Origin of the sequence: Shewanella sp. SM69, assembly GCF_025653985.1 — a bacterium.
In the GTDB taxonomy this organism is placed as follows: domain Bacteria; phylum Pseudomonadota; class Gammaproteobacteria; order Enterobacterales; family Shewanellaceae; genus Shewanella; species Shewanella oncorhynchi.
Genome location: NZ_JAKKRV010000025.1, coordinates 1 through 26,752, shown reverse-complemented (window position 1 = coordinate 26,752; position 26,752 = coordinate 1). Strand labels below are relative to the sequence as shown.

Below are 26,752 nucleotides of genomic sequence, written 5' to 3'. Positions count from 1 at the left end.
TCTACATCAAGTATTATTAAACTTAGCTAAAACGGGTTTAGTAAGTGTATTTGGCTTCTAAAAAGTAGTAGCCACCATTAAAGCCAAAGGGGGTATTGGTTAATGGGTATACAAAGATACCATTGAAATTATTGTTATCTGGTCGTTTTTCTGGATACACATCAAACAAGTTTTGCACCCCAGCGGTAAAGCTTAGCGCATTGGTGGCGGCGTATCTTACCGACAGATCCATCACCCATTGATCGCTATAGTTTACATCGCCCGTTGAATAACCTTCACTATAGTCACCAAAGTAGTTTAAGCGGATATTGGTTTTAAAATCCCCGAGTTCATGGGTCAGCCCAATACTGCCCGTGTTATGCGGCGTAGCAGACGTCATGCGGGTTCTTTCTATACTATCAAAGAGTTTCTTGTCTAATCCGCCTAAAATAGACGGTAGATTGATGTCTTGGATCTCGGTTTTATTATAGGCATAGGCTAAGTTCGCCCGTAAATCGCCCCAAGTGCCAATATCAAAGTCTTGGCTAACAACAAGATCGATCCCGCGAGTTCGGCTATCGACGGCATTGACGAAGAAGCGTGCTGAATCAGCATTGGTACCTGCTAGTGCGGTCGCAACCGCGGGGCTATCAGCGGGTCTTAGAGCGCCAGATAAAATGATGCGGTCATCAATCTCTATTTGGTAAGTGTCGAGCGTTACCGCTAGACCAGTGTTATTGGTATAAACAAGACCGAGACTAAATGATTGCGATATTTCAGGTTCTAGTTCGTTAATTCCAAGCGCCTTTGTCACTGGTGATAAGGTGTTGAAGGTGCCTGATTCAATAGGAACCAGTTGCCCCGTCACTGGATCGGGATTAAACAACGTCGAGATATTGCTGAAGTACAGTTGTTGTACGCTCGGCGCTCTAAAGCCTGTATTGATCGTGCCACGCAGGGCTAAGTTGTCGGTAAAATCGTAACGACCCGCGAGTTTCCAGCTCGTGTTGCCGCCAAAGTCAGAGTAGTTTTCGTAGCGCAGTGCCGCCGCCCAGTAAAACTCGTTGGTTAATTGGTTTTCAAGTTCGGCATAAATGCCTGTGTTATCGCGCGTTTCATCAACCTCAGACTCAGGGGTAAAACCGGTGAAACCTTGGCTACCCGCCGCTTTGCCATTATAGCCACCATTGATATACGAATCTTCTTCTCCGGCTTCAATTTCATAGCCGTTTTGGCGCCATGAAACACCGGTTGCAAACAGAATTTCAGAATCGTTTATAAAGGCAAAATAACGGGAAATATCCAAATTGATATTGGCTTCACGGGTCGATAGCGTTCCTGCGTCGAACTCGGTAGGAGTTTCAGGACCTAAGGAAGCATTTAAGGTATTGACGATATTATAGTTAAATGAATTTTTACCATATCCTACTGAGGCATCAATGTCCCAGTCACTCAGGTTGAATTCATAGCCTAGGGTAAGAGATGAATCGATAATTTTGGGGTTAATTTGCGGTAAAAAACCGTCAGGATACACTTCGGGTAAGTTACGGGCATCGAGAGCTAAACGGTAAAAAGCACCCGATTTAGTTTCACGTTGGCTAATACCACCAAAGGCATACAGTTTTCCGTCGGTAGATATTGGCTGAGCCGCATTGATAAATAAACCGACATTATCATATTCGGCATCACCAACGTGGTGGCTCTTACGGTTAAATGTCGCTTCGCGCGGATCTGCTGAGCCATCTGCTAACTTAGGGTATTGCTGCCGTGGATCTAATCCTGCGCGGTTTGTGCTGTCTTTGTGATGCGCTTCTAGGGCGACATTCACAAAGCCATCGTTACTTAAACTTATGCCGTGGTTTACACCCACACGCCATTGCTCGCCATCACCTATGTAGGTTTGTCCGGCTTGCGCCGAGACGCTTCCCCCTTGATCGCTGTCCTTGAGTACCACGTTAATTACGCCAGCAATCGCATCTGAACCGTATTGTGCCGAGGCTCCATCTCGGAGAATTTCAATGCGTTTTATCGCTGTCATTGGAATCGCATTTAAATCGACGTTAGAGGAGCCTTTTCCCATAGTGCCGCTTAAATGTACTAGAGCAGAACCATGGCGACGCTTGCCATTTACGAGTACTAAGGTGTGGTCTGGCGACAGGCCGCGTAAGCTCGCGGGGCGCACCGCATCTGAACCGTCAGTCACCGAGGAGAATGGAAAGCTATAGCTTGGCGCCGCAAATTGCAGCGCTTTAGCGGTTTCGGTCATACCTGTTGATTCGAGTTGTTCGGCAGTAATGATATCGACCGGCGCAACACTGTCAGTTGCCGTGCGTAGTGCTATGCGTGAGCCTATGATCTCGATTTTTTCGAAGCCGGTTTGTTGCTCTGCGGCTTGGACTGCTGGAATAACCAATGTGGATGACACTGCCAATGCGATAACGGCTAGACGCATAAAAACCTCTCAATGATGTTTGTGACCCAATACTCGAACTTAGGTGTGCAGATAAAATAACAATCTGATGCCGAGAAGGTTATCACTGTAACAATTGTTACATTAAGACGTAAATATGCTAACTCAGAGCCTAGTGTTCTAAATAATATTTAAAATGCAGTTGAATATATTGATGAAAACCTCATTATCGACCTGCGTGCTTTTGAGGCTTTGTACGGCACAATACACGTTGTCGCCTGCACATTGCGACTGAGTTAAGTCGATGATATGAATTGTTTATTGACGTGCGCCATCGTGGTTTAATGCGTTATTTTGCTTTAATGGCATTGATTTGAAGGAACACAGATTTGTCAGCGTTACGATTTCTCGCGGGAGCAACGGCATTTAAGACCTTGGCAGAACAAGGTCTTAAATCTGAGCATTTTACCCAGCTACTTGCCGCCTCTGGTGGACCTAAATGGCTTGGTATCGCTGGGTTAGAGAAGTATCTGTTTGCTGAATTTTTCAAAGACAGGCAAACGCCTTTATATACATTAGGCGCTTCCTCTGGGGCTTGGCGTTTAGCGTGTTTGGCGCAGCAAGATCCCCTCATAGCCTATGGTCGCTTAGAGGATTTTTATATTGGTCAGCGTTACGACAGCATGCCAACACCGCAGGAAGTCAGTGCGCAAGTTAAAGGCGTAGTGCAGGGCATTTTAGGGGAAAATGGTGGCAGGGAAATCGTTAATAACGCTCATATTCACAGTCATTTCGTCGTGTGCCGTGCTAAACATTTAAATCGTTTAACGGCAAAGCTTCCGCTTGCGGCGGGGCTGGCGATGACGGCGGCGACCAACTTAGTGAGCCGTCGGAGTTTAGGCTGGCATTTTGAACGTGTGGTCTTTAGCCAACAAGCTGCAGCATCTCCCTTTTTGCAACTCAACGATTTACCCAGTCAGCAGGCCGAATTAACTGAGGCCAATGTCGATGCTGTGATGTTAGCAACGGGGTCGATTCCGTTGTTGCTAGCCCCTGTGCCGCAAATTGAGGGCGTTGCCGATGGGCAATATTACGATGGCGGCATTACCGACTATCACTTCGACTTGCCTTTATCCCACGCAACTGGCTTGACGCTGTATCCACATTTTTATCCAACGATCAGCCCTGGATGGTTCGATAAATCCTTGAAGTGGCGCCAAGGTCGAGCCAATTATCACAATGCACTCGTGTTGGCGCCAACGGCCGAATTTGTGGCTTCATTACCCTTTGGTAAAATTCCCGACCGCGAAGATTTTAAACAACTGGATACGGCGCAGCGGATGCAATACTGGCGAACAGCTGTTGCCTTGAGTGAACGTCTGGCCGAGGAGTTTGCCGAAGTTGTTGCTAAGGGAAATGTGCTGGAGCGACTAGAGCGCTTTTAGTTTTAAGTGAGGTGGTCTAGAAAACGGGGTTTAAAATGGCTGGTTTGAAATGACGGGTTTGAAATGCCCTGATTTAACCTAGTTGGGTCGCCAATTTATTTTTGCACTCAAGGGCTTCAGGAAGGAAATTATTCCACCTGCTACACTCTAAGGTAATAAGGAATACGAATGCATTGATATTCGTTTCCTTCTATTTGAGGGGCAGGAGGTTGCTATGCAAACACGAGAAATGGCGTTACTCATGCGCGATGCCTTGTTGTTGCCACAGGGACGGGTAGAGGTTCGTGTGGTCGACCCCGGTCATCTGCGCATGGTGGCCGATGTCTTTAAAGGAAAGTATGCGCTCGCCTTTGCCACCATCAGACCCCGCGGCAGTCCGCCCTGTTATCCCACCGCCACCCAGTGCGACATTATCGATTTTAATCAGCTAGAAGACGATTCACTCAGCATAGTGCTCGAAGGGCGCCAGCGCGTCAGCATCCTCTCGGCAGCGCAGGACAAAGATAAGCTGTGGATGGCGCGCACTTTACCCTGCCGTAACTGGCAAGAAGAGCCGATTAAAGGTGAATTTGAGCTAATAAGCGCTGCATTAGAGCAATTTTATGAGGTGAATCCCGATCTGTTTGAGCTCTATTCCCAAGTGCATTTAGAAGATGCTGCATGGGTAAGCCAGCGCTGGCTCGAGGTTTTGCCCATGTATAATAAAGACAAACTCGTGTTAGTGAATCAGCCAGATTGCCACAAAACCTTGGACTTCGTGCTGCAACTCATCAAGTCCCATGTGGACTGAAAAACCACAAAAAGGCTAGAATAGCGGCTTTCTATAGCCGCTTTTTTTGTGATATGACTGCATCTGCCCGCGCCGCCCAACCTTCTTACATAGTGCTTCCTGTGAATGTCACAGATAAACCCACAGTGTTTGCCTTTCTCGCACAACATTTTGCCCGTATAGGTGAAGATGTATGGCGTCAGCGGATCCTCGATGGAAAAGTGCATTGGCGGGATGGCAGTTTGATCGCATTGGACACTGAATATCGCCCTGCGGCGCGGGTGTATTACTACCGTGAAGTGCCGGTGGAAGCGAAAATCCCCTTCGAAGAACAGATCCTATTCCAAGATGACAACGTTATTTTGGCCTACAAGCCGCACTTTTTGCCTGTGACGCCAAGCGGCAACTATGTGAACGAATGTCTGGTGCATAGACTAAGATTGCGAACTGGCATTGATACTATCGCGCCCGCTCATAGGCTTGATCGTGAAACCGCTGGAGTGATCCTGATGACTGTCGCGCCTGAAACCCGCGCGCTCTATCATCAACTATTTATCGACGATGCGATTCGTAAAGACTATCAAGCGATTGCCAAGTTGACTCCTGAGATTATTGAACAATATCAACAGGGCTGCTTAACTTTGCCATTGCACTGGACGGTAACAAACCGTATGCAGCCGAGCGACCCGAGTTTTACCATGAAAATCGTGGAAGGCGAGGCAAATACCCATTCCGAAATCAGTTTAGTGGCCATAAAAGGCGATGTCGGTTTATTTCATTTGAGCCCGATTACCGGCAAAACTCACCAGTTGCGGGTGCATATGCAAAGCTTAGGTATGCCATTGTTAAACGACAGATTTTATCCAAGCTTATTACCTAAAGGGCCGGATAACTTTGCGACGCCTCTTAAGTTGATGGCGCAGCGGTTACGTTTTATTGACCCAGTGAGCGGGATGCACCACGACATGCAATGTCAAGGTTTTGAGTTTTAGTCAGCGGAAAGCATTATTTCCAGTCTGTTTAAAGGAAATAATCGGGTGCAATTGTGTGCTTGGCCCTGTGATGGTATGAATACAATCTGCAGTATCTGAGTCTCTGCCATAGGGAGCCATATTACGATTGTTTAAAGGAAGTCCATTATGACCAAATCTGCGATCTTCTCTATCTTGCTTTGCGCTGCAGTATTAGTGGGGGCCATGTATTTTGGTGACTGGACTAAGCAGCCTTATCTGAATGACATTGCCGCCGAGATCCGTAAGGCGAGTGCGGTGATTGAACCGAAGAAACCAAGTTCGTCTGGCACATCGACAGCAGAAGCCGATGCCGAGCGGGATCAAAGCCCTAAGATCATTTGGGATCAAATGGCGCATGAAAAACCATCGAATAAGTCGCAGCCAGAAGCACTGATTTTCAATCAGGCTCAGCCAAAACCTGCCAAAACCGATGAGGCGTTATCCAAAAATACGCCTTTGATGGATTCTGGCTCTGGTGCCACTCAGCCTGAAACGGTTAAACATAATAAACCCGTTTAATTTGTTATTCCTGTTTGGGTGGTTCGAACAGGGTTTCGCTCATATCGCCATGTAAAACCGCAATTTTTGTTGGTGCACCATCATCAGCTAATTCCAACATACCTATTCCGCTTTTATTCACTAGACGTTTACTCGGCTCACCATTTGGTCGCCTGCCGCGCAGCAACATACGTTTACGTTTTGTCAGCAAGTTAAGTGGTGAAAAGCGGCCATAAAACCAGCCATTGAGTTTATCGAAAATCGGTAACAGCTTCTCAGGGAAGTGATTTTTAATACCGCTGCAGGTGATTTGGTAGATGTTAGGGCTACTGCGTCTAAAACGAATACTGATGTCGTAACTAAAGGAGTAATGCACATCGCCGGAGAGGATCACAAACTCCTCTGGGGTTTTACGGTGCATAAAAATACTCAGTAGTGCATTGGCGGCGCCCGGGTGGGCCATCCAGTTTTCAGCGTCTACTAACAGGGAACCGCCGATCAGAGTGGCTGTGCGCTGCACAGCTTCAATCAACTTGACCCCAAACATGGGGGCAGGAGAGACGATAATGACCTTCGACTGGCCGAGTAACTCTTGCTGCAAATCCATTAACGCCTCCCAATCCATCAAGCCGGAAGGTTTTGCGAGATTAGATTCACTGCGCCAGCGGCGGGTACGGGTGTCGAGCACGACCAGTTTGGGCGAGGACTCTAAGGTGTAATGCCACTGCTCAAATTTAAGTAATTCGTCGATGAGCAGATCCTGACTTTCGCTTTCTTGTCGCGCAAAAAACGCATCGAGCAGCGGGCGGATATCGGCGGTAAATTTATCAGGCGCGTTGCCAAGTCCTTGGAATAAGGTGTAGCCGATTAAGGCATTACCAATGATGCGTTTCGAAAATGCGTGTTCGTAGGCCGCTTGTTCCCATTTAGCCGTCAGGTTCCAATCATCGGTGACGTCGTGGTCATCAAACATCATATAAACGGGAATGTGCGCCATAAAGCGCCTGACTTGCCCCTGCCCAGCTTTAAAGCCAAGCAAGTGTTGCCACTCATTTTGCCAGCGGGCGGTATTGGCGGGTGATAAGCCGTCGACATCCTTTGAGATATTCACTAATTCCCACAGCTCAGGTGACCAAGTGAGTAAATACAGGGCGATGATTTCATTTAGGCTGACCAAATGATTTACGGCGATGGAGGAGGTAAAAATGGGGTGATTGCGATACCAACGCCAAAGCGCGGTTTTGGCCGGATATTGGGTATGAGGCAACAGGTTTTTATGCCGTTGATACAAATATGCGGGCTGATAATGAATGTCTTCACTAGTGGTGATGCTCGCGCCTTCAAATTGCTCATGTTTAAGACCAAGTAAATTGATGACTTGCCCTATGGCGCTTAACATAGGTCCCGCAACATCATCAATATAGACCTGATCACCACTCATTATGATAAGTGCAGGGCGATCATCCTCCGCACCCCTGTTGATTATCTTGGCTAAATGGGTATCTGCGGCGACCAGTGCATCGTCACTGTGGTGATGCGGATTGCGGCAGGAACCGTGGAATACTTGGGTTAATTCAGGGGTAAAACGTACACTTGGCGTCGACGCATCGCCGTAGTTTAGCTGGCTTATCGTGGCAAAAATATCACCATGCTGAGCGGCAGACACTTGGTAAGGTGTGACGATATTGGGCGCGAGCAACTCTTGGCGCGACAGTATTATTAGATATTGATGGGCATGTTGCCCGAGTGGCACATAGTGTAAATCGGCATCCTGCAACAGGTACTCTTGCTCACCAAGACGCAGCTTAAGTTCAGTTAATGGCTCACGACTTACAAACCACAGGGTAAAGTGTGAGGCATCGCAGTGGCGCAGCATGGGGCCAGCTAATATCAGAGGAAGTGTCGTACTCAAATTCTGCCTATGGGTATTTGGGTTAATCTTGCATGAGTTAACCCTAAGTAAGTTTGGTTTAGAAGAGTAAACAAGTGCGTTGAATATGAAAAGCTTTTAGAATTGTTAGCCATAAATATGCGTTGAAACTGAATGGGGCGATATGGCTAAGATTATGGTCACGGGGGCAACAGGGCTACTCGGCAGAGCTGTCGTAAAACAGCTTGAATTAACAGGACATGAGATCATCGCCACGGGTTTTAGCCGCGCAAGTGAACGAGTGCATAAACTCGATCTTACCGCCCCTTTGGATGTCGAGGCATTTATCGCCCGCGAGCAACCGCAAGTGATAGTGCACTGCGCCGCCGAGCGTCGCCCCGATGTTTCCGAGCAAAATCCGCAGGCGGCATTGGCGCTTAACTTAACCGCCAGCCAAGCCTTAGCTATGGCAGCTAAGGCCAATAATGCTTGGCTTATTTATATTTCCACTGACTATGTGTTCGATGGCACTCAACCTAAGTACGCTGAAGATGCAGTCACTCATCCGGTTAATTTTTATGGTGAATCTAAGCTAAAGGGCGAAGAAATCGTGCTAGACACTAGCGCTGATTTTGCTGTGCTACGCTTGCCAATCCTTTATGGCCAAGTAGAAAAACTGAGTGAATCTGCTGTGCTAGTGCTGGTTAACCAATTGATTGAGCGTCGCGTTCAGGGGGTTGATCATTGGGCGATACGCAGTCCAACCTCGACCGCCGATATTGCCCAAGCCATAGACAAGATGATTGCACAACATATTGTAGCGCCAATAGTGCAGGGGATTTATCATTTTAGCGCCGCCGAGACTATGACTAAGTATCAGATGTTGTTGACCTTAGGAGAGATTTTACAACTCAGTACAGTGCACTTAACGCCTGAGTCTACGCCGACAGATAACGCCAAGCGGCCAAGGGATTGCACCTTAAGCTGTGCGCGTTTAGCTGCGCTGGGGATTAGTTCTGAAATCAATTTTGCCACTGGCGTGCGCCAAGCATTAGAACAATCGAGTGGTGCACTTGCCACGCTCGGACTCACTCTGTAGGAATCGCCATGGCTAAGATCTTAGGGACCAGTCTACAGGCTGCCGACCAAGTCGCATTACTGCGAACCTTAGGTTTGTTGCTGCAAATAGGCTTAACCACGTTTGCCGCCGATACTTTTGGTCTTAGCCTGCAAATGGAGCCGTTAGTGCATGTGTTAGTGCTAGAGGTGTTATACCTTTCGCTCACATTGGCGCTACGTAAACCCTTATTTGTTAAGGAGCGCGGCCTTTTTATTGCGCTCAGCTTAGACACATTATTTTGGATATCTTGGTTGCACTTTTCCGGCGGCGCGACCAATGCGTTTATTTCGTTATTACTGTTGCCGATTGCACTTGCGGCTGTGACTTTGCCAATCTGGGCGCCTTGGGCACTGACGGCAATTTCAACCTTTGCCTACAGCCTGATGATCTTTACTGTGCCCGAATCCCCTATGCAGCACCACGGTATGGACATGAGTTCCCACTATTTAGGCATGTGGTTCAACTTTGTGATTTCAGCATTGGTGATGACAACCAGCGTGGCGTTAATCACTAAGCGTATGCGCCGCCAAGATGCGCAGTTAGCCTATATGCGCGAAGGGCAATTGCGTCAGGAGCAACTCTTAGCCCTAGGCACAGTATCGGCGCAGATGGCACATCAACTTGCCACGCCGCTCTCGAGTCTGAGGTTATTACTCGACGAAGTAAAAGAAGACATGAGCGATACCTCGATAACGATTGTCGAGATGGAAACTGCGTTAGGTCGCTGTGAACATACGCTTGCCGAGTTGAGATTAGCGACGGAGTCGATCCGCGATCGCCGCCAGCGCCCACTAAAGATCATTGAGTTGGTGGACAGTTTGAAGCAAAAAACCTTGTTGTTAATGCCGCAAACTGAACTGAATTGGTTGATTACTTGTATGCCAGAACAACTGGCAGAGCAAAGTATTCTGACTGATATGAGCTTAACGCCAGCCATCATGGCCTTGATTGAAAATGCTGCCCGCGCCAGCGCCGAAACCATAGGTGCGCCGCAGGTGGATATCAGTTTAGATATAGCGCCAAACGAAGAGCAGATCTACTTGCAGATCCGCGATTATGGCACTGGTATCGCGCCCGATTTATTGCCACAGTTGGGCACCTTACTCATAGAAAGTCCCAAGGGTTTAGGGGTTGCTTTGCTACTCAGTCATGCCAGTTTAGAGCGTTTGGGTGCAGAGTTGATTTTGGCTAATCATCCCCAAGGTGGCACTGTGGCACAAATTCGTTTCACTATATTAAGGGCGCCGGCGCCGTCTGTATCACACAAGACTAAGGCTAGTGACGAGGTAAGTTCATGAAACGTTTGTTGATTGTAGAGGATGACCTTTCCCTTGCGAGTATTTTAGGCCGCCGATTAACACGCCATGGCTTTGAATGCCGATTAACCCATGATGCCAGTGATGCGCTGCTGGTGGCGCGGGAGTTTCGTCCTAGCCATATTCTTTTAGATATGAAGCTTGCCGAAGCCAATGGCCTAGGGTTAATTGTGCCGCTGCGTCATCTGCTGCCCAAGGTGACTATGGTGTTACTCACCGGCTACGCCAGTATCGCCACTGCGGTGGAAGCGATTCGTCTCGGCGCCGATAATTATTTAGCTAAACCTGTGGATACCCAAACCTTGCTCGCCGCACTGGAAATGGATGGGCATTCCCATACTCTTCAAGAAGATGAAGTCGACGATTCGCCACTTAATCCTAAGCGTTTGGAGTGGGAGCATATTCAGCAAGTGCTCAATGCTAACCAAGGCAATGTGTCCGCCACGGCTCGCCAATTGGGAATGCATCGTCGGACGTTACAACGTAAATTGCTGAAGAAACCAGTGGGTGAAAGTGGACATTTGAAGTAACGATTCATCCACGTGTGGGCAAGGGGCAAGGAGCAACAGGCAACAGCTTAAGGCAAACCTTATGAGGTACTGAGGCTGAGCTGTTTGACCATAAAAAATGCCACTCAAAAGGGCTGAGTGGCATTAACAAGAAAACGAGAAGTGAATCGATGAATTAGCGCTAGGATTTTACGCTAGCGCCACTGCACGATTAGGTTATGCGATTAAAAATTAACGGTTTCTTCGTTTGAGCAAGGGCCGTTAGTTTCACATACTTTATAGGTGAAGCTTGCGCCAGCTAGGTCGGTGAAACGGTCAATAAACGATGAGCTGCTTGAAGTACCCACCGCAACACCGTTACGGAAGATAGTATACTCATCAGCGTTGTGACCTTCCCATTCGAGTGCAACACGTATGCTACCGCGACGAGATTTGTTCGCATTTTTTACTGCCATTTCTAATGCGACTTCAGGGACTTCAACCGCAAATTCTGCCGAAGTGCTTGCTGTTGCGCCATCGTTGTCAGTTACAGTCAGTGTGACTGTGTAGCTGCCTGACTCGGCATACTGATGATTGACACTCGCACCTGCGGCATTTGTACCATCACCAAAATCCCAGTTCCATGATGTCAGGTCGCCATCGCTGTCAGTACTGGTGCTTGTGAAGCTGCCGTTGCCGTTAGCAAAGCTTGCAGTAAAGCCTGCAGTTGGAGCTTGGTTTGGTGTGTCATCTCCGTCATAAGCACCCACTAGGCTTACACCTGTGTAGCTGCTATAGCCGCTGACCATCACCCAATAAGTTCCCGTTTGAGCAGGATCAATAGCACAGCTTTCGGCATTACCTGACTTGTATGGACGACAGTCATAGCTGCTAGACGTTGGTGCTTGACCAAATTTAACATACATGTCCGCATCACCTGTGCCGCCTGACATATTGAAGCTCAGGTTAGTTGCACCGCTAGCGACATCTAGTTTGTAGTATTTTTTGCTACCTGACGCACCCGCTAAACCTGTCACAGCAACACCGTTGGCGAGCTCAGTGGCTTCTGGTGGTGGCGGTGGTGGTGGCGTTTCACAAGGTGTGATACCCACAGCGGCAAACGCAGTAACCACATCGTCAGCACTTAAGCCTAAGTCAGTTGCGGCCGATTTAACACCACAGGCGCCTTGCCAGAATAAGCTGTCCGCCGTCCAATATAATTGGTTAGCGACTACAAATGTTTGGAATGCTTTGCGTGTATCCCAACCTGGTAAGTTAGCTAAAGTGTAGAAAGCTTTATTGAATACACCTGAACTGTGGTGCACATCGATGCCATCATAGTAATCGTCGATATGACCGATTGAGATACCGTCTAAGGTTGGATCTGCCATGTAGCGCAGTGCACCACTGCCTTTAAAGATATCGGCGCCGACTAACCAGTCGTTTGTGCCGTGCATGTAAAATTCAGCGGCTTCACCCGCCATATCTGAGAAGGCTTCGTTCATGCCGCCAGATTGATCTGCGTAAACCAGCCCTGAGTTTTGTTCAGTGAAACCGTGACTCACTTCGTGTGCCGAGACATCTAAGCTCACTAATGGGTGGAAGGTTGTTGCGCCATCACCGAAGGTCATAGCACTGCCGTCCCAGAAAGCGTTTTCGTAGTTGTTGCTGTAGTGAACTCGCATCGTTAACTGAAAGGTTAACGGTGCAGTGTTGTACCACTCGCTATACATCTTGTAGATCACGTTGCCGAAGTAGTGCGCATCGTTTAATGGCGAGTAAGCACCGTTGATCTCTTTGACTGTATTGCGCGGACAAGTATAAGAGAAGGGTGTGGCGCCTGATGTGGCACCGTTTAGGTTAACGGTTTTCACGTTAGGTGAGTTCATGGTGCAAGTGTCACCGCTCACTTCAACGTCTAAGCTAGAAAAATCAGTACCGTATTCGTATTGGCCAGTCTTAATGTTACCGCCTGGACCTGTGCCGGTTGCAGCATGGTTAATCCCTTCCCAACGCTTAATCACTTCACCTGAGTGCGCGTCAACCATAGTGAATGGGCGGCTTGGCTCATCGCCATATACTACAAATGAAGTCACATAAACGAGGCGAGTTTTAGCGGCATCATCGAGGTAAAGCCATAATTTTGCTTGTTTGTTTTCAGCTTTTAGGCCTGCAACGGCTTTGTCAGACTTGCCACGGATCGCAATATCTAACGCTTTGTTAGCCGTTAGAGTGGGTTTGACAAAATCAGCCGACTTTTCAATATTTTTTAATACGCGGCCAGACATGTCGCTGTAAAAGCCCATGCTCGATTGTGACGTCGCAACAGAGAAACCATAAACAGGTACGCCATGGAAATATTGTTGTAAACGTTGTTTTTGCTTGCCTTGACCTAGGTTGAGTTTTTTCTCTACTTTGAGTTGGCTACCTGCGTCTAAGCTGAACTGAGACACTAAGTTATTGCTTGAAGACGCGCTTCTAAGAGTACCGACATCGACAACATCGGCAGCAAATGCGGATGTGCCTAAAGTGGCCGACACAGCAATGAAGAGTAGCGACAGTTTTTTGTTTAGCATCATGCTTGAAATCCTTTTTCCGTTTTGTAAATAACGTTGGAATGCCATACTGCTTAACTGGCTCGGGCGAGCGTTTTTTATTGTGATTTCTACAGGGTCGTCGGCATCCCTCTGCCATGGCCGCATAGAATGAGCTGTTGCTCAGGCGGGAATTCTCAGATTTTTATTCTGTGCAAAGCGTGAATAACCGCATGACTCTAGATGTTATTTAAATGTAAAAGTGTTAACAATCGTACAAAGGAACTATCTTCAACGTTCATTTAGACGCTTTTAAATCTGAATTAGGACTTTTGGGTAATAGCGATTTAGCCAAGCGGAAGGGTGATGCACTTGAGTGTTTTAAAATAATTTAATGATTTATTTCAATTGTTTATTTTTCAGTGTTCTTGAAAAGGCTTGATTAAGGATGGGGTGTGCGTTGGGGGCATCATCCTATCAAGGCGTTAAAACCCTCGGCTTTGATTTATTAATTTAGAAAGACTCCATCGGAGTTGCCGCTGCTTGACTTGCTCTTCAGCTTATTTCACCAAGGTAACTCTGTGCCATCGTAGGCAAAAAAACGCCCTGTTTGTGCGGGTGTAGCATTGGCAATGATGGGCAGTAAGCAGTTTGCGACATACTCAGGTGTAAACAATTTGCCTTTGGGGACACTCTGTTGAAATGGCTGAGATAATGGCGTGTCTGTCGTGCCCGGATGCAGAGACAACACCACGCCGTGTTTCATGGTGCGTTGCCACTCAATCGACAGTGTTTTGAGAAACATATTCAGCGCAGCTTTTGAGGCGCGATAGCTGTACCAGCCACCCAATCTATTATCGGTAATGCTGCCGACTCTCGCCGATATCACGACAAATCTTGCCGAGCTACTTTGTTTTAAGGCATGGCAGAAGTGTTTAGCCAGCATGACACTGGGCAGGGTATTGAGCGTTAAATTGTGCTGGAAAAAGTCGATATCCAGTGACTGTAGGCTTTTTTCTGGCCCTTTATCTTGGTTGTGTAAAATCCCGACACAGTTAATAATCCAATCTAATTCAGTGAGTTGTTCACTTAGCTGTCTAATCTCAGCTTCATTGGTCACATCTAATGCATGCCATTGGATTTTCTCCTGCCTGTCTTGGGGAAGATGATGCCAGTAGGTGGCGTGCACTGTGGCGTCGGGATAGCTTTCTTGAATTTGCTTAACCATGGCTTTGCCAATACCCCCACTCCCACCGACGATAAGTACTTTCATAGCAAACTCTCCCTATCCAAATATCTATATCAAAATCTTTATATCAAACTCTTTATATCAAACTCTTTATATCAATGAGTCACGCTTAACATTACTCAGCTACAAACGGTTTAGGTGAACGAGGTTGTGCTCGGCTGTGGCTAATATGGCACTTCTTACGGACTCGTCCATTTTGTCCCAAGTCTGGTATAGCATGCCGATCCTAGGATTTTGTGACAATCGCGCGCGGTGTTTGTCCATAAAGCGCCAATAAAAGCTATTGAACGGGCAGGCGAGTGTGCCGCTGCGCTCTTTTATCTTGTAATGACACCCGCTGCAGTAATCACTCATTTTATTGATGTAGGAACCGCTGGCGGCGTAGGGTTTAGTGCCGACAATGCCGCCGTCGGCAAACAATGCCATGCCGCGGGTGTTGGGCATTTCAACCCATTCGATGGCGTCAACATACACGCCTAAATACCACTCATCGACTTGATTTGGCTCGATTTCGGTCAATAAACAGAAATTGCCGATTACCATTAAGCGCTGAATATGATGGGCGTAGGCAAAATCTAATGATTGAGATAAGGCTTGTCGCATGCAGCTCATCTTAGTGTCGCCATGCCAAAAATAATCGGGCAGCGTCCCATGGGCATCGAGAGCATTAGTGCTGGCGTACTGCGGCATATTCGCCCAGTAAATGCCGCGAACGTATTCTCGCCAACCTAATATCTGCCGCACAAATCCTTCGACTTGGGCGATATCAATCTCAGCATTCGTTTGATAACTGTCGATGGCCGCATTGATGACTTCTAACGGGCTGATTAATTTACTGTTAAGGCTGAATGATAGTCGACTATGGTACAAGCTCCACTTAGCAGGATGTTGCGCTGTCATGGCATCTTGAAAACGGCCAAAGGAAGGCAAGCAAACCTGACAAAAATACGTTAATAGTATGAGGCTTTGCGTCCGGTTTATCGGCCAGAGTAATGGCGCATCCATGCGACCCATGGTCGGAATTTGGTGACGCTCAAGCCGAGCGAGGATCTCAGTCACATCGAAGCTAAACATTAATGGCTCAGGCAAGACTTTTATATCCTGAGTTTTAAGTTTTTGACGGTTGCTGGCATCAAAGTTCCACTGCCCGCCGAGTGGTTTCCCGTCATGCATCAAGATGTTGTAACGCTTACGCATGCGGCGATAAAAGTGCTCCATCATAATGTGTTTGCCGACGGGGAACTGCGCATCGATTTCGTCAAAGGGCAAGATAAAGTGCTCAGTATCGACACAGTTCACCACGGCTGTGTTGAGTTTAAGCTGACTTAATTGCTCAAGTAGGCGGTATTCATCAGGCCTTTGGTATTCAAACTTGATCGCGCCAACCTGTGTCACTTGATGTTGAATTAGAGTCAGTAGATCGCTATAGCCTTGGGTGCCATCATGAGTGTCATCTAGATTCAAATAAAGCACTTGATGCCCTTGCGCACGCAGCTCTTTGGCAAATTGCGCCATTGCCGCAAAGAAGGCACATATCTTTTGCACATGATGGGTCACATAAGTGTTTTCTTGGTGCAGTTCTGCAATCACATACAGCACTTGATCATCAACGCGGTTAAACCAAGAATGCTGGGCATTGAGTTGATCGCCTAAAATTAACCTGACTGTATGGAATTGCATTAAGTGGACTCTGGTGAATGACTTTCGCGGTTAAACATTTCGCGATGGGATATTGCAGGACATTACGAATTGGGTTGCAGTGAGGATCACAAAGCAGGGTATTTGTCATGATTTCGACAAGGAGGTTTATCTAAACTTGGTTTGATAGCTTTTAAAGCAAAGTCAAAGTCGGGGGCTTCACCCCTTGATTTCAATCAAGAGCCCTTGCCGAACAACGTCGATGTCTGACTGCCAGTTTGCCATCCTTGGCTCTCGTTTGTACCGCTGTTTTCGCAGCACTCACCCTAGCGAAGTTATATGCATTAACTCTTTATTTATAAGCAGGGCTTCGTGCTTATTCAAAATCGCTAACGCTTACGGTGGTACATCCACTATTAATTAAATAAAGAATCCGAAAGCTAACTCGGCATCCATGCCTCGCTCACGCGATTTTCTTCAACGCCCTTCAGCAACTTCGCAGGGGAAGGTGAACTTCTGAAGTTTTAGTGTTGTTTGTTAGTATTTAAAAAGAGTACTAACACTCCATTTTTAAAATTTAACAATGGGAGTCTAAATAACACGAGCTAATTCATATAATAAGGATGGTGGAGCACGTTTTATAATACAAAAATGAGATTGGTATCCTTAGATATAAAAACATCGGCCTAGACCGATGTTTTGGGGTTGTCTGATGCAATAAAATTCACATAAACAGTGAGATAGCTAACCACTAATCCCAATATACAGTATAGACATGATAGCCAGCATACGGCTTAGGAGATAATTGATGCTCGCCATAGGGCCAGCCTGTCCCCATTCCATCTGCCGCGATTCCTTCAATCCATTCTTCCACTTCCGCCAGAGGCGCACAGGTAAGAATATGAATGTTCTCAGCTGCAGGCCATAGCTCATCATCCTCAAGTGCTTCGGACCATTCATCGTGCATCCCAACATAAACACCTTGCACATCTGACCTATGTTCGATTTCTTTCAAGCAACGATAGATTTCTTTGATGGATGGTCGACCATAACCCCAATTATTGGGTGCGATAGACTCTTCATCTTCGTTTTCTAAAAAGTACTCATTTAATGTCACTACCGGACAGTGCTCTGGATCGGCGGTCGATAAGGCGCTTAATTTATTGAGTAATTCCGTTCTCGTTGTCACTGACAATACTCCATTTCTAAGATTTGTTTCCAGCGAAGGTTTAACTGTTTTATCACATATGCAGGGCTAATAATAAATCTGGCCATCCATTTTAGAGCAACAATATAATGCACTTTCAGGTTGCCTACAAAGAAGCTGTTTTCAAGACACCCAGCTTAAATGGCGTGGTAGTTAACCTCCGACTATAAGCATTAAACAAGGAGGTTTATATGCCGCGTCCTCTCATAACTCAGATAAGCCTTGAAGACACTCCCTGTTACCATTGCTATAGCCGCGTTGTGCGGCGTGCTTTTTTATGTGGCGATGATGCCTATTCTGGGAAAAATTATGACCATCGCCGTAGTTGGGTTGAGTCACTACTGTTTGAACTTGAAGCCGTTTTTGCTATCGATGTTGTAGCCTTTGCGGTGATGTCGAATCATCCGCATATGGTGCAGCGGGTCGATATCGACAGTACCAATCGTTGGACTGACCGCGAAGTACTTGAGCAGTGGCATAAGTTATTTAAAGGTGATGAATTAACGCAAAAATCCGTTCAAGGAGAGCTAGTTGAGGCGCATGAGGTCAACCGATTAAAGCATTCAATCGCAATTTATCGCAGGCGATTATGCGATATTTCATGCCTAAGTTTTCAAAAGAGCGCGATGTTTGAATGAGCTAATAGCAAGACAAGCAAATCAAGAAGATAACTGTACAGGCCGCTTTTAGGTGGGACGGTTTAAATCACAGGCCTGATTTGATGAAGTTGCTGATTTAAAATGGTAGGTCTGATAATTTTCATTCCATTATCCTTGACCATGTGATCGCGGTGTTCGCGCTTACTTATGCTGCAAATGGCGTCATCGAGCGTTTAGGGATAACTCATTTTTAAATCAAAGTCGGCGAGTCACTGGCGTAATAGTCTTAATCGTTGGGTACATTGTTAAAAAAGTTATTATTTTATAGTATGTTACTCAATTTTAATGCGTCACTTAACGCAGCAGGAGCTTAGTTTGTATGCGGGAATATGATGGGATTGAAAAGCGTTATCAAAGACCTGATGCCGATTTAGCTAAAAGTTTGATGATTATCGAAAATTTATTGGGTTTTACGCCGCTAGAGGATAGGTTGGAATTTGATTTGTCTTTTTGGGCTGGCGGCTCAGGTGTATTTGATAAGTTGGCGGTTTCATGTTCTGTGACTCCCGAGCAAATGGTACTCGCGCAAGATAAGTTGAAACTCTATTCCCCAGAGGCGGCGATAGCATTGGATGAATGGCGTGATGATTTTATTTGGTTAGTGGAGGATGAAGACGTTTGTACCGATGTGCTGGTTAGGTCGGCGCATTTTATTAATGAGAATAAAGCGCCATTTCAAGATGTTTGTCTTAAAACGCAGTCTATTTATTTCGCTTACATGAGTGATGTGAATGGCTGGACTGCGGTATGGGGTCAGCAAGATAGGCTCAATTATGCTTATTTCTGCCAAGGATAGCCTTTATCTTTAAGTGATTACCGACAATCGCCAGTTAAGTGTTATTTACCAGTCCGTAATCAAGGGCGTAGCTTTCAAGCTTGGCATCGAGATCATCTAGATCTTTATAAAACTCGTCATCGAGCTTATCGAGTACGCTGTACAGGTCTTGGTTATCGGTTGCGGCTAAACGACGATCTCTGTCTATTGGTACTGGCTTTTCGCCAAACACGGCCTGTTTTGCTTGGTGCAATAAGTTTAACGAGTGGCTTGCTCCCATTTGGATAAGTCCACGCTCAGCGAAGGCGTAATGCTCACCTGAAGAGTTGTCGAAATACTGAATAAATCCACCATTATAGACCTCGCCAGATAAGCCGTTCACCGCATAGTAGTTTTGTTCCTCTGGTCTAAGCGTATAAAAACCTTGATCTTTGTTATGTACCCTTAAAACAAGATCTCGCCAAAAGGCTCGAAAGGGACAGGTTTTATCGAGTTCACGCTCTTGTTGGTAGTATTCCTTCGCACGCTCGAGGTTTGCACGTATGCCATTTTTGCAGGGCATGCATAAACCCTCATTTTTCTCGGCGGTACTCGGAAGGATTAAGGTGTTACATTCTTGGCAGGGGATTTTTTCCGACATGGTCTTTCCTTTGATACTCAAGTCAGTAAGAGAACTCACAGCTTCACAAGCTACCCATTGTTAAATTCTCTGTTTCTAGAGTTTACATCGCACAATTAAGTGTCCATTTACCTAACGTACTAGTTGTACTTTATGTTCATGGCGATCAGCGGTTCGCGTGAGGCTTTTTCTGCGCGTAGGCGGGCGAGGTATTTTTCCCATAGATCCACTTGGTGGGTGGCGAGATCGTAGAGCACTTTCCACGAGAATAGGCCTGTGTCGTGGCCGTCATCGAAGACGATTTTCACTGCGTAGTTACCGACGGGTTCTATGGCACTGATGTTGACGTTTTTCTTGTGGGTGACCAGCTTTGGATTACCGTGACCATGCACTTCGGCCGAGGGCGAGTAGACTCTGAGCATCTCGCAGCTGAGCTGATATTGCTCACCATTATCGAAACTGATTTCTAGAATGCGCGATTTACGTTTCAGTTTAAGATCGGTGACATTGGGCGTTGCTGTGGTCATAGGTTGGCTACCAAGAAAATGCTAAGGATAGGATAACGACTCATTAAAATAACACCTGACTAATGTAACCACTCGCGGCCAAGGATACAAAGGGTAAGCGAGAGCCTTGGTCAGGCTTTTTCGTTTAAGTCACACTTTTGCATTTGAGTCGTTTACCGCCAAGTCGTTTGAGCTTGGCGGTGAACGGTTTAGTACTAGAGGATAAAGCGGCTGAGATCTTCGTCTTGGACTAAGTTGTCTAAGTGGGCGCTGACATAGTCGGCGTCGATAACAAAGGCGGAGCCCGATTTTTCCGATGCCTCGTAGGAGATATCTTCCATCAGCCTTTCCATCACAGTGTGTAAACGACGGGCGCCGATGTTTTCGGTGCGCTCGTTCACTTGCCATGCGGCTTTCGCAATGCTGTCGATACCCGATTCGCTGAATTCAACTTTCACGCCTTCTGTGCCCATCAGCGCGATATATTGCTCGGTGAGCGAGGCGTGTGGCTCGGTTAGAATGCGTTTAAAATCATTGGCTGATAATGCATCTAGCTCGACACGGATCGGTAAACGACCCTGTAATTCAGGAATTAAATCCGACGGTTTAGACATCTGGAATGCGCCAGAGGCGATAAACAGTATGTGGTCGGTTTTTACCATGCCGTGTTTTGTGGTAACAGTGCAGCCTTCGATGAGCGGCAGTAAGTCACGTTGCACGCCTTCACGGGAAACGTCTGGGCCTGAGGTTTCGCCGCGCTTACAGATTTTGTCGATTTCGTCGAGGAACACTATGCCGTGTTGCTCAACCATTTCAATGGCTTGTTCTTTTAAATCTTCTTGATTGACCAGTTTGGCGGCTTCTTCTTCGATCAATAGCTTAAAGGCTTCTTTGATCTTCATCTTGCGACGTTTTGCTGGTGCTTGGCCCATGTTTTTAAACAGACTTTGCAGCTGGTTGGTCATTTCTTCCATGCCTGGAGGCGACATGATTTCAACACCAATTTGCGGTTGGGCTACATCGATATCGATTTCTTTATCGTCTAATTGGCCTTCGCGTAGCTTTTTGCGGAAGACTTGACGGGTATTTGAGTTGGAATCGGTTTCAGTGCTTTCCCAGTCGTTTTTCGGCTTAGGCAACAGGGCATCGAGAATGCGCTCTTCGGCATTTTCTTCGGCGCGTTGGCGACATTTGCCCATTTGCTGTTCACGGGTCAGCTTGATGGCGATATCGGTCAAGTCGCGGATGATTTGCTCGACTTCCTTACCGACATAACCCACTTCTGTGTATTTAGTCGCTTCGACCTTGATAAAAGGCGCGTTCGCCAGTTTGGCTAAACGGCGGGCAATTTCAGTTTTACCAACGCCCGTTGGGCCAATCATCAGAATATTTTTTGGGGTGACTTCTTGACGGAAATCCGCGTCAAGTTGCATCCGGCGCCAGCGGTTACGCAGGGCGACAGCAACAGAACGTTTGGCCTTTTGTTGGCCAATAATGTGTGCATCCAGCTCGTGGACAATCTCACGGGGGGTCATTTCAGACATAATATTCCTCACGGGCTGTTTAGTAATTGAGTTCTTCAATCGTTTTGAATTGATTGGTGAATACGCAGATATCCGCAGCAATAGTCAGGGATTTTTCGGCGATTTCTAAGGCTGACAGTTCAGTGTTTTGCAATAGCGCAAGGGCCGCCGCTTGGGCATAGTTGCCGCCCGAACCAATGGCGACTAAGTCGTGTTCTGGCTGAACGACATCACCATTACCTGTGATGATCAGCGAGGTTTCCGCATCGGCCACGACTAACAGGGCTTCGAGTTTACGCAGCATACGGTCGGTACGCCAATCTTTGGCGAGCTCAACGGCCGAGCGTAATAAATGGCCTTGGTGCATTTCGAGTTTGGCTTCGAAACGCTCGAATAGGGTGAAAGCATCGGCGGTGCCGCCTGCAAAACCTGCCAGTACCTTGTTGTGATATAAGCGACGCACTTTTTTGGCGTTACCTTTCATGACGGTATTGCCTAGGGAGACTTGGCCATCGCCGGCGATGACAACTTGATTATTACGGCGTACTGATACGATAGTGGTCACAATGAATCCTCTTCTGGCCCGCAGCAAAAGTTGCGGTGGATGATGGGATATATATGGGGATGGATGACAATAATTCAAGTAATCGCGGCAAATGCCAAAGGAGTTTGCGATCTTTCGCGCTCCTTTAGCAATAAAAATAAGCGCTTATTGGGAAAGGGTGGATCGACCTACAATAGTGCGGCCATCGAAGGGATAGTATTTAAGATCCCAGTTTTCACTGCCGAAGCTGCGATCGTCAGAGACATAGTTGAAAATGCAGTAAGCATTGGGATCGGTAATGTCGACGGCACCATACCAGTAAACAATGTCGACATTGGGAACTGTGCGCCAAGAGTATTGATCGGCAATGACAAATTCATTATTAGCCAAAAGACCTTGCCATAACTGACCACAATAATCGCCCTGCAATTTAGCACCGGCATCAGCGGTTGCAGTCTCTATTCCCAGTGGAAATCCTGTGGTGGTCGAGTCGAGTTTTCCATCACCATAACAGGCGAGATCTTGGGTATAACCTGAGTGACCGCCCGCAAGCCAGCAACTGTGATAAAGCTTAACACCAGAGGTAAAGGCCGCAAATGTGGTTTTGGCTCTGGTATCGTGAGCATCTTGGCCTAGGTTTAAAAACCGTGGTGCTGCGACGACGGCCAAGATCCCAAGGATGATAATGACCACAACCAGCTCAATTAATGTAAAACCCTTCGATGACTGCAAACGACTCATATTGCTCACCTATTTGTTAGAGGACAATATTCTAACGGAACTTTGATTTGCAATCAGTAAGCCATTGATAATATTTAGTTGTTTAACATTGCTGTTACATGGTTATGCAGCAAGATGGTAAGCCATCACTTCACCCTTCAATACAATCAGCCGAATGTAAACGGCTTATAAAGCCATTTTGTCTATAACACGATAGCGGGTTTGTACGTAGCCATTGTCGTACTGCTGCGTGTGAATTGGCATTAATTGAATTGCTTGAGCTAAGTCGCCAAAGAGGGGAATACCTTTACCCAGTAAAGTGGGGATGCGAGTGAGCGTGAGTTCCTGAATTAGCCCTGCCGCTAAAAAGCCTTGGATTGTTTGGCCGCCATCGATATAGAGATGCTTAAAGCCACGGGTTTTGAGTTGCTCGCTAATGCTTGCTGCATCGCCATTTAGCACTTGCACGTGCTCACTTAACGCCGACGGTACTGTTACACCGCTGCGACTTAATACAAACACTGGGATATTCATATAGGGCCAATCACAATCGAAGGAGAGGACTTTTTCAAAGCTTTTTCGTCCCATTACAATCGCATCGATAGTGTCGATAAAGGTATGATAACCAAAGTCTTCATCGGGATTAGTACTGGGGTGCTGATTTAAAAAGTCGATATCACCATCGGGCGTTGCGATATAACCGTCGAGGGTCGCGGCAATAAAAACGGAGGCTTTCATTCATCTTCCTTAATGCTATTTTCGAGCGTGTTTCTCTAATGATTCTTTCAGTGCCTGTTGTTGAGCGAGGCAGTCTTGTTTTGCTTTGCCTGACATATCGTTACACATTTGACCTTTATCTGGGCCTTCCAATATGGCTGCTGCGACATATATAGCAGCGTCTGTTTTGTTACAATTTTGGTTTTCAGCAGGATTGTTTTCCGTGCATTTGTCACTAACGAGTGTACTTTTAACACAGCCACTCAGTGAGCCAACAATGAAGAGGCTAAGGGCGATAGAGATAAGAGCTTTAGACATAAATTTCTTCCTTGATAGAGTTTTGGTTTTAGTTAACTGTTATCGACTATGTCTACACAAGTAGCTGAATGGATTGTATTGAAGATAAGTAAATTTATCGTATTTGAAGCCGAGGTGCGAGGTTTGTATATCAAAACAAACTAATAAAAATCCCCGAGGGTATAGTTACCCTCGGGTGGAGGTTCAAAAAGCAGTGGATTTCTTGAGCGCCTGCGGGGCACAAAGGAAGGAACCTATGGCGTGATTGTGCGGGCTGCTACGATATTTAACAAAGCCAAATGCACAAACTGCGACAGCTTGTCGCAGGTTGGATGAAAATTGTGTAGTTACGGTATCTTGAATGGTCGGGTAAAAAGGGTTTAATGTTTAAATCCTTATGCGCGGCTAGAAGGCTTAACGATTGTTTAGTGACCACGGGTGATTGACTTATAAGACAGAGTTCAGATTGCCTAAGTGTTGCACTAGCTCTGCCATATTGTTCACTTCGAGCTTTTTCATGATTTTTGCGCGGTGTACTTCAATCGTGCGCAGGGATAAAAACATCGCCTCCGAGATTTGCTTGTTAGTCATGCCTTGGATCACATGGGCTAACACTTGCTGTTCGCGCTCAGTCAGTTGGTCAAACTTATGCTGCAGACTTTGCTGCTCGAAGGCCGCTTGGCTTTCACGCTGCGCCTTTTCAATCGCTTGTACTAATGCCTTGCCGGACACTGGTTTTTGAAAAAAATCGCAGGCCCCCTTACGAAAGGCGCTTAACGCCATAGGTAAATCGCCGTGGCCAGTGAGAAATATCACGCCTAGCGGACTGTGGGTTTCCAGTAATTTTTGCTGCACTTCTTGGCCGGTGATTTCTGGCATTCGACTATCTAAAATCACGCAGCCCGCCTGTGATAATGCACAGTGCTCAAGGAAGTCGCGGCCGCTGTTGAAGGTTTGCACTTGATAGCCAAATTGTCCGAGCATAAAGCCCAGTGAATCCAGAATCGCTTCATCGTCATCGACTAGATAGAGTGGCAATTTTATCGACATGGTGTTCCTTGTGGGGCGGTAAGCATGCTATCAGCTTAAGCTGGGTATGGAGTGGGCTCAATTTTAAGCCTAGGTCTTGGGAGATACATCACTAAATTAGCCGATTCCCTCTGGGCATAAACCAGAGTTTGGCAGCATTTCACAGCTTGATTTTTATCTGCGAGCTAAAATCGTTCCATGACAATGGCATATAAAAGTGGGTAATAGAGACGATGACGATTGACTCTTGGTGTAAAGCGATATTGATGGGATTCTTGCTGAGTATCATTGGGCTTAATCCGTCCTATGCCAACGAAGCGACAGAAGTGAACCATTTTAGAGTCGGAGTGCTGGCAAATCATGGCGTGTTACAGGCCAAGCAGCGTTGGCAACCTATGATGGATTACCTCAGTGAGCAAGTGCCTAATAGTCATTTTGAAGTCGTGCCTGTGGATTTTAATGGCATGCGTAGTCAGTTACTTGAGCATGATTTGCAGTTTATCGTCACGAACCCTGGGCAATATCTGCATCTAAGTAACAATTTCCCGTTGTCTTGGCTTGCGACAATGAAGAGCCGTAAGCATCAAGGCAGCACTTTTACCATAGGCGCGACCATTATTGTCCGCGCCGACAGCCCTATCCGCACCTTGCAGGATTTGCGCGGGCGCAATGTGGTCGCCAGTGATCCGCAAGCTTTGGGGGGGTATCAAGCGGCCATGGGGTTACTGCATAAAATGGGTTTTTTACCCGAACAGTTTTTTGGGCAAGTGCGCTTCCTCGGGTTCCCGTTAGAACCGCTTATCTATCAAGTCAGAGACGGCAGTGCCGACGCCGCAATAGCGCCTTTTTGTACCTTAGAGGAAATGATCGCAACGGGTCTTGTTAATCAGGGCGATTATCGGGTTATCCATCCTGCAACGCCTGCAGGATATGATTGCGAGGTGAGCACTCAGTTATACCCAAACTGGTCATTCGCTGCGGCGGATACGGTTTCTCCTAAGCTGACTATGGCGATTACCCGCGCCTTATTCGATTTACCCGCCGATCATATTGCAGCAATTACCGCCGATACTTTGGGCTGGACTGCGCCCGTAAGCCAGTTAAAAGTGATTGAGTTATTTAAAGAATTACAACTACAGGGAGCATCACCACCACTTTATCAAACCGTATACAAATGGATGGCAAAAAATAAAGAATGGGGTGGTGCACTGTTGTTAATTTTCATTATTTCCACCATTTATCACCTGTGGCTTGAATATAAGTTTCGCCAGAAAAGTGAGTTTTTAGTTAGCACTGAGCGTCAATTAAAGGACAAGGCACTGCAGCTTGAGCGACTGCAAAGTGCGGCGATTCTTGGGGAAATAGGTGCAGGACTTGCCCATGAACTCAATCAACCCATAGCCGCCATTACCCAATACAGCGAAGGTGCCATGCTGCAACTGGAAAGGCTTGGGCAAGATAATCCGGAACTCTATGATGTACTAGGTAAAATTAATGCGCAGTCGATTCGCGCCGGAGCGGTTGTGCATCGTATTCGCGGTTTACTCAAGCGGCGTCAGGCCAAGACCGAACCTTTAGATCCGACATTCCGCAGCTAATTTAGGAATAAACTACCTCATAGAATCTACCGAGTAATTTGAGTAGTTGTGTTTGGTGATCTTGAAGTCCAGTGATGAACCTTTGGCCGTTAATCTCTAGCGTATCTATGCCTTCGAATTGCAAGAAGACCCAACGTGCCGTCGGTCTGGAGGTCGTCTTGTTCTTTACCATACTTGGGAAGAACGCTTCGGTTTGTGCGAGTTGTTCTCTGATTTTGTGTTCTAAACT

22 protein-coding genes and 3 pseudogenes are annotated in these 26,752 nt (G+C 46.7%); 10 read left to right on the top strand and 15 right to left on the bottom strand.

The genetic code is table 11. The features are described from left to right. Nucleotides 1-37: 37 nt before the first annotated feature. The gene (locus L5M37_RS22215) at nucleotides 38-2,431 is read right to left on the bottom strand and encodes a TonB-dependent receptor plug domain-containing protein (RefSeq protein ID WP_263201848.1); all 2,394 of its coding nucleotides are present in this window, start codon (nucleotides 2,429-2,431) and stop codon (nucleotides 38-40) included. A gap of 347 nt (nucleotides 2,432-2,778) precedes the next feature. Here L5M37_RS22215 and L5M37_RS22210 point away from each other — a divergent pair, with 347 nt between their 5' ends. The 4 genes from L5M37_RS22210 to L5M37_RS22195 all read left to right on the top strand — a co-directional run bounded on the left by L5M37_RS22210 (nucleotide 2,779) and on the right by L5M37_RS22195 (nucleotide 6,135). Beyond that, nucleotides 2,779-3,834, top strand: a complete 1,056-nt coding sequence (locus L5M37_RS22210) for an alpha/beta hydrolase (RefSeq protein ID WP_263201847.1) — start codon at nucleotides 2,779-2,781, stop codon at nucleotides 3,832-3,834. A 214-nt stretch (nucleotides 3,835-4,048) separates the two neighbouring features. Further along, nucleotides 4,049-4,624 (top strand): LON peptidase substrate-binding domain-containing protein, encoded by a 576-nt coding sequence (locus tag L5M37_RS22205; protein WP_263201846.1) that lies wholly within the window; start codon nucleotides 4,049-4,051, stop codon nucleotides 4,622-4,624. Nucleotides 4,625-4,677: 53 nt separating this feature from the next. After that, the gene (locus L5M37_RS22200; RefSeq protein WP_173496424.1) at nucleotides 4,678-5,595 is read left to right on the top strand and encodes a pseudouridine synthase; all 918 of its coding nucleotides are present in this window, start codon (nucleotides 4,678-4,680) and stop codon (nucleotides 5,593-5,595) included. A 147-nt stretch (nucleotides 5,596-5,742) separates the two neighbouring features. After that, nucleotides 5,743-6,135 (top strand): hypothetical protein, encoded by a 393-nt coding sequence (locus tag L5M37_RS22195; protein WP_212600493.1) that lies wholly within the window; start codon nucleotides 5,743-5,745, stop codon nucleotides 6,133-6,135. Between the two features lie 4 nt (nucleotides 6,136-6,139). On the opposite strand, the gene L5M37_RS22190 is transcribed toward L5M37_RS22195, so the two are convergent. Next, a complete protein-coding gene (locus L5M37_RS22190) occupies nucleotides 6,140-7,990 on the bottom strand; it encodes an alkaline phosphatase D family protein (RefSeq protein WP_263201858.1) in 1,851 nt (616 codons plus the stop codon). A 178-nt stretch (nucleotides 7,991-8,168) separates the two neighbouring features. Between L5M37_RS22190 and L5M37_RS22185 the strand changes: the two genes are divergently transcribed. The 3 genes from L5M37_RS22185 to L5M37_RS22175 are packed head-to-tail and all read left to right on the top strand — an operon-like array spanning nucleotide 8,169 to nucleotide 10,950. Further along, nucleotides 8,169-9,083 (top strand): dTDP-4-dehydrorhamnose reductase family protein, encoded by a 915-nt coding sequence (locus L5M37_RS22185; protein WP_263201845.1) that lies wholly within the window; start codon nucleotides 8,169-8,171, stop codon nucleotides 9,081-9,083. Between the two features lie 8 nt (nucleotides 9,084-9,091). Further along, the gene (locus tag L5M37_RS22180) at nucleotides 9,092-10,402 is read left to right on the top strand and encodes a sensor histidine kinase (protein ID WP_263201844.1); all 1,311 of its coding nucleotides are present in this window, start codon (nucleotides 9,092-9,094) and stop codon (nucleotides 10,400-10,402) included. Continuing rightward, the gene (locus L5M37_RS22175) at nucleotides 10,399-10,950 is read left to right on the top strand and encodes a response regulator transcription factor (RefSeq protein ID WP_105251231.1); all 552 of its coding nucleotides are present in this window, start codon (nucleotides 10,399-10,401) and stop codon (nucleotides 10,948-10,950) included. Before L5M37_RS22180 ends, L5M37_RS22175 begins: the two co-directional genes overlap by 4 nt. Nucleotides 10,951-11,153: 203 nt before the next feature. Here L5M37_RS22175 and L5M37_RS22170 read toward each other — a convergent pair whose 3' ends face one another. The 4 genes from L5M37_RS22170 to L5M37_RS22155 form a co-directional block, all read right to left on the bottom strand. Then, the gene (locus tag L5M37_RS22170; RefSeq protein ID WP_263201843.1) at nucleotides 11,154-13,487 is read right to left on the bottom strand and encodes a M4 family metallopeptidase; all 2,334 of its coding nucleotides are present in this window, start codon (nucleotides 13,485-13,487) and stop codon (nucleotides 11,154-11,156) included. 520 nt (nucleotides 13,488-14,007) lie between these two features. Continuing rightward, a complete protein-coding gene (locus L5M37_RS22165) occupies nucleotides 14,008-14,715 on the bottom strand; it encodes an SDR family oxidoreductase (protein WP_263201842.1) in 708 nt (235 codons plus the stop codon). A gap of 99 nt (nucleotides 14,716-14,814) precedes the next feature. Beyond that, a complete protein-coding gene (locus L5M37_RS22160) occupies nucleotides 14,815-16,371 on the bottom strand; it encodes a cryptochrome/photolyase family protein (RefSeq protein WP_263201841.1) in 1,557 nt (518 codons plus the stop codon). A 709-nt stretch (nucleotides 16,372-17,080) separates the two neighbouring features. After that, a complete protein-coding gene (locus L5M37_RS22155) occupies nucleotides 17,081-17,518 on the bottom strand; it encodes a hypothetical protein (RefSeq protein WP_113940113.1) in 438 nt (145 codons plus the stop codon). 209 nt (nucleotides 17,519-17,727) lie between these two features. Here L5M37_RS22155 and L5M37_RS22150 point away from each other — a divergent pair. Together L5M37_RS22150 and L5M37_RS22145 are read left to right on the top strand one after the other, a co-directional pair. Then, a pseudogene (locus tag L5M37_RS22150) lies at nucleotides 17,728-18,223 on the top strand (transposase); the annotation flags it as partial. A gap of 291 nt (nucleotides 18,224-18,514) precedes the next feature. Further along, nucleotides 18,515-18,991, top strand: a complete 477-nt coding sequence (locus L5M37_RS22145; RefSeq protein ID WP_113940112.1) for a hypothetical protein — start codon at nucleotides 18,515-18,517, stop codon at nucleotides 18,989-18,991. Between the two features lie 34 nt (nucleotides 18,992-19,025). On the opposite strand, the gene L5M37_RS22140 is transcribed toward L5M37_RS22145, so the two are convergent. The 8 genes from L5M37_RS22140 to L5M37_RS22105 form a co-directional block, all read right to left on the bottom strand. Further along, a complete protein-coding gene (locus L5M37_RS22140; RefSeq protein WP_263201840.1) occupies nucleotides 19,026-19,610 on the bottom strand; it encodes a DMP19 family protein in 585 nt (194 codons plus the stop codon). A 119-nt stretch (nucleotides 19,611-19,729) separates the two neighbouring features. Further along, entirely contained in the window at nucleotides 19,730-20,116 is a 387-nt protein-coding gene (locus L5M37_RS22135; protein ID WP_063883307.1) for a gamma-butyrobetaine hydroxylase-like domain-containing protein, read from the bottom strand. A 194-nt stretch (nucleotides 20,117-20,310) separates the two neighbouring features. Continuing rightward, nucleotides 20,311-21,639, bottom strand: a complete 1,329-nt coding sequence (hslU, locus tag L5M37_RS22130; RefSeq protein ID WP_105251238.1) for an HslU--HslV peptidase ATPase subunit — start codon at nucleotides 21,637-21,639, stop codon at nucleotides 20,311-20,313. Between the two features lie 19 nt (nucleotides 21,640-21,658). Beyond that, nucleotides 21,659-22,183, bottom strand: coding sequence for an ATP-dependent protease subunit HslV (hslV, locus tag L5M37_RS22125; RefSeq protein ID WP_006083300.1), 525 nt, complete (start codon nucleotides 22,181-22,183; stop codon nucleotides 21,659-21,661). Nucleotides 22,184-22,327: 144 nt separating this feature from the next. Next, complete coding sequence (locus tag L5M37_RS22120) at nucleotides 22,328-22,903, bottom strand: type II secretion system protein (RefSeq protein ID WP_263186335.1); 576 nt, start codon at nucleotides 22,901-22,903, stop codon at nucleotides 22,328-22,330. A gap of 165 nt (nucleotides 22,904-23,068) precedes the next feature. After that, a complete protein-coding gene (locus L5M37_RS22115; RefSeq protein ID WP_263186336.1) occupies nucleotides 23,069-23,620 on the bottom strand; it encodes a dihydrofolate reductase family protein in 552 nt (183 codons plus the stop codon). 15 nt (nucleotides 23,621-23,635) lie between these two features. After that, nucleotides 23,636-23,917: a hypothetical protein gene (locus L5M37_RS22110; RefSeq protein ID WP_263186337.1), complete on the bottom strand. Its 282-nt coding sequence runs from the start codon at nucleotides 23,915-23,917 to the stop codon at nucleotides 23,636-23,638. A 426-nt stretch (nucleotides 23,918-24,343) separates the two neighbouring features. Beyond that, nucleotides 24,344-24,946 carry a response regulator transcription factor gene (locus tag L5M37_RS22105; protein WP_105251242.1) on the bottom strand — a complete coding sequence of 201 codons (603 nt, stop codon included), beginning with the start codon at nucleotides 24,944-24,946 and terminating at the stop codon, nucleotides 24,344-24,346. 212 nt (nucleotides 24,947-25,158) lie between these two features. Between L5M37_RS22105 and L5M37_RS22100 the strand changes: the two are divergent. Continuing rightward, nucleotides 25,159-26,505, top strand: a pseudogene (locus tag L5M37_RS22100) (PhnD/SsuA/transferrin family substrate-binding protein); the annotation flags it as partial. Nucleotides 26,506-26,524: 19 nt separating this feature from the next. On the opposite strand, the pseudogene L5M37_RS22095 reads toward L5M37_RS22100, so the two are convergent. After that, a pseudogene (locus L5M37_RS22095) lies at nucleotides 26,525-26,752 on the bottom strand (IS1634 family transposase); the annotation flags it as partial.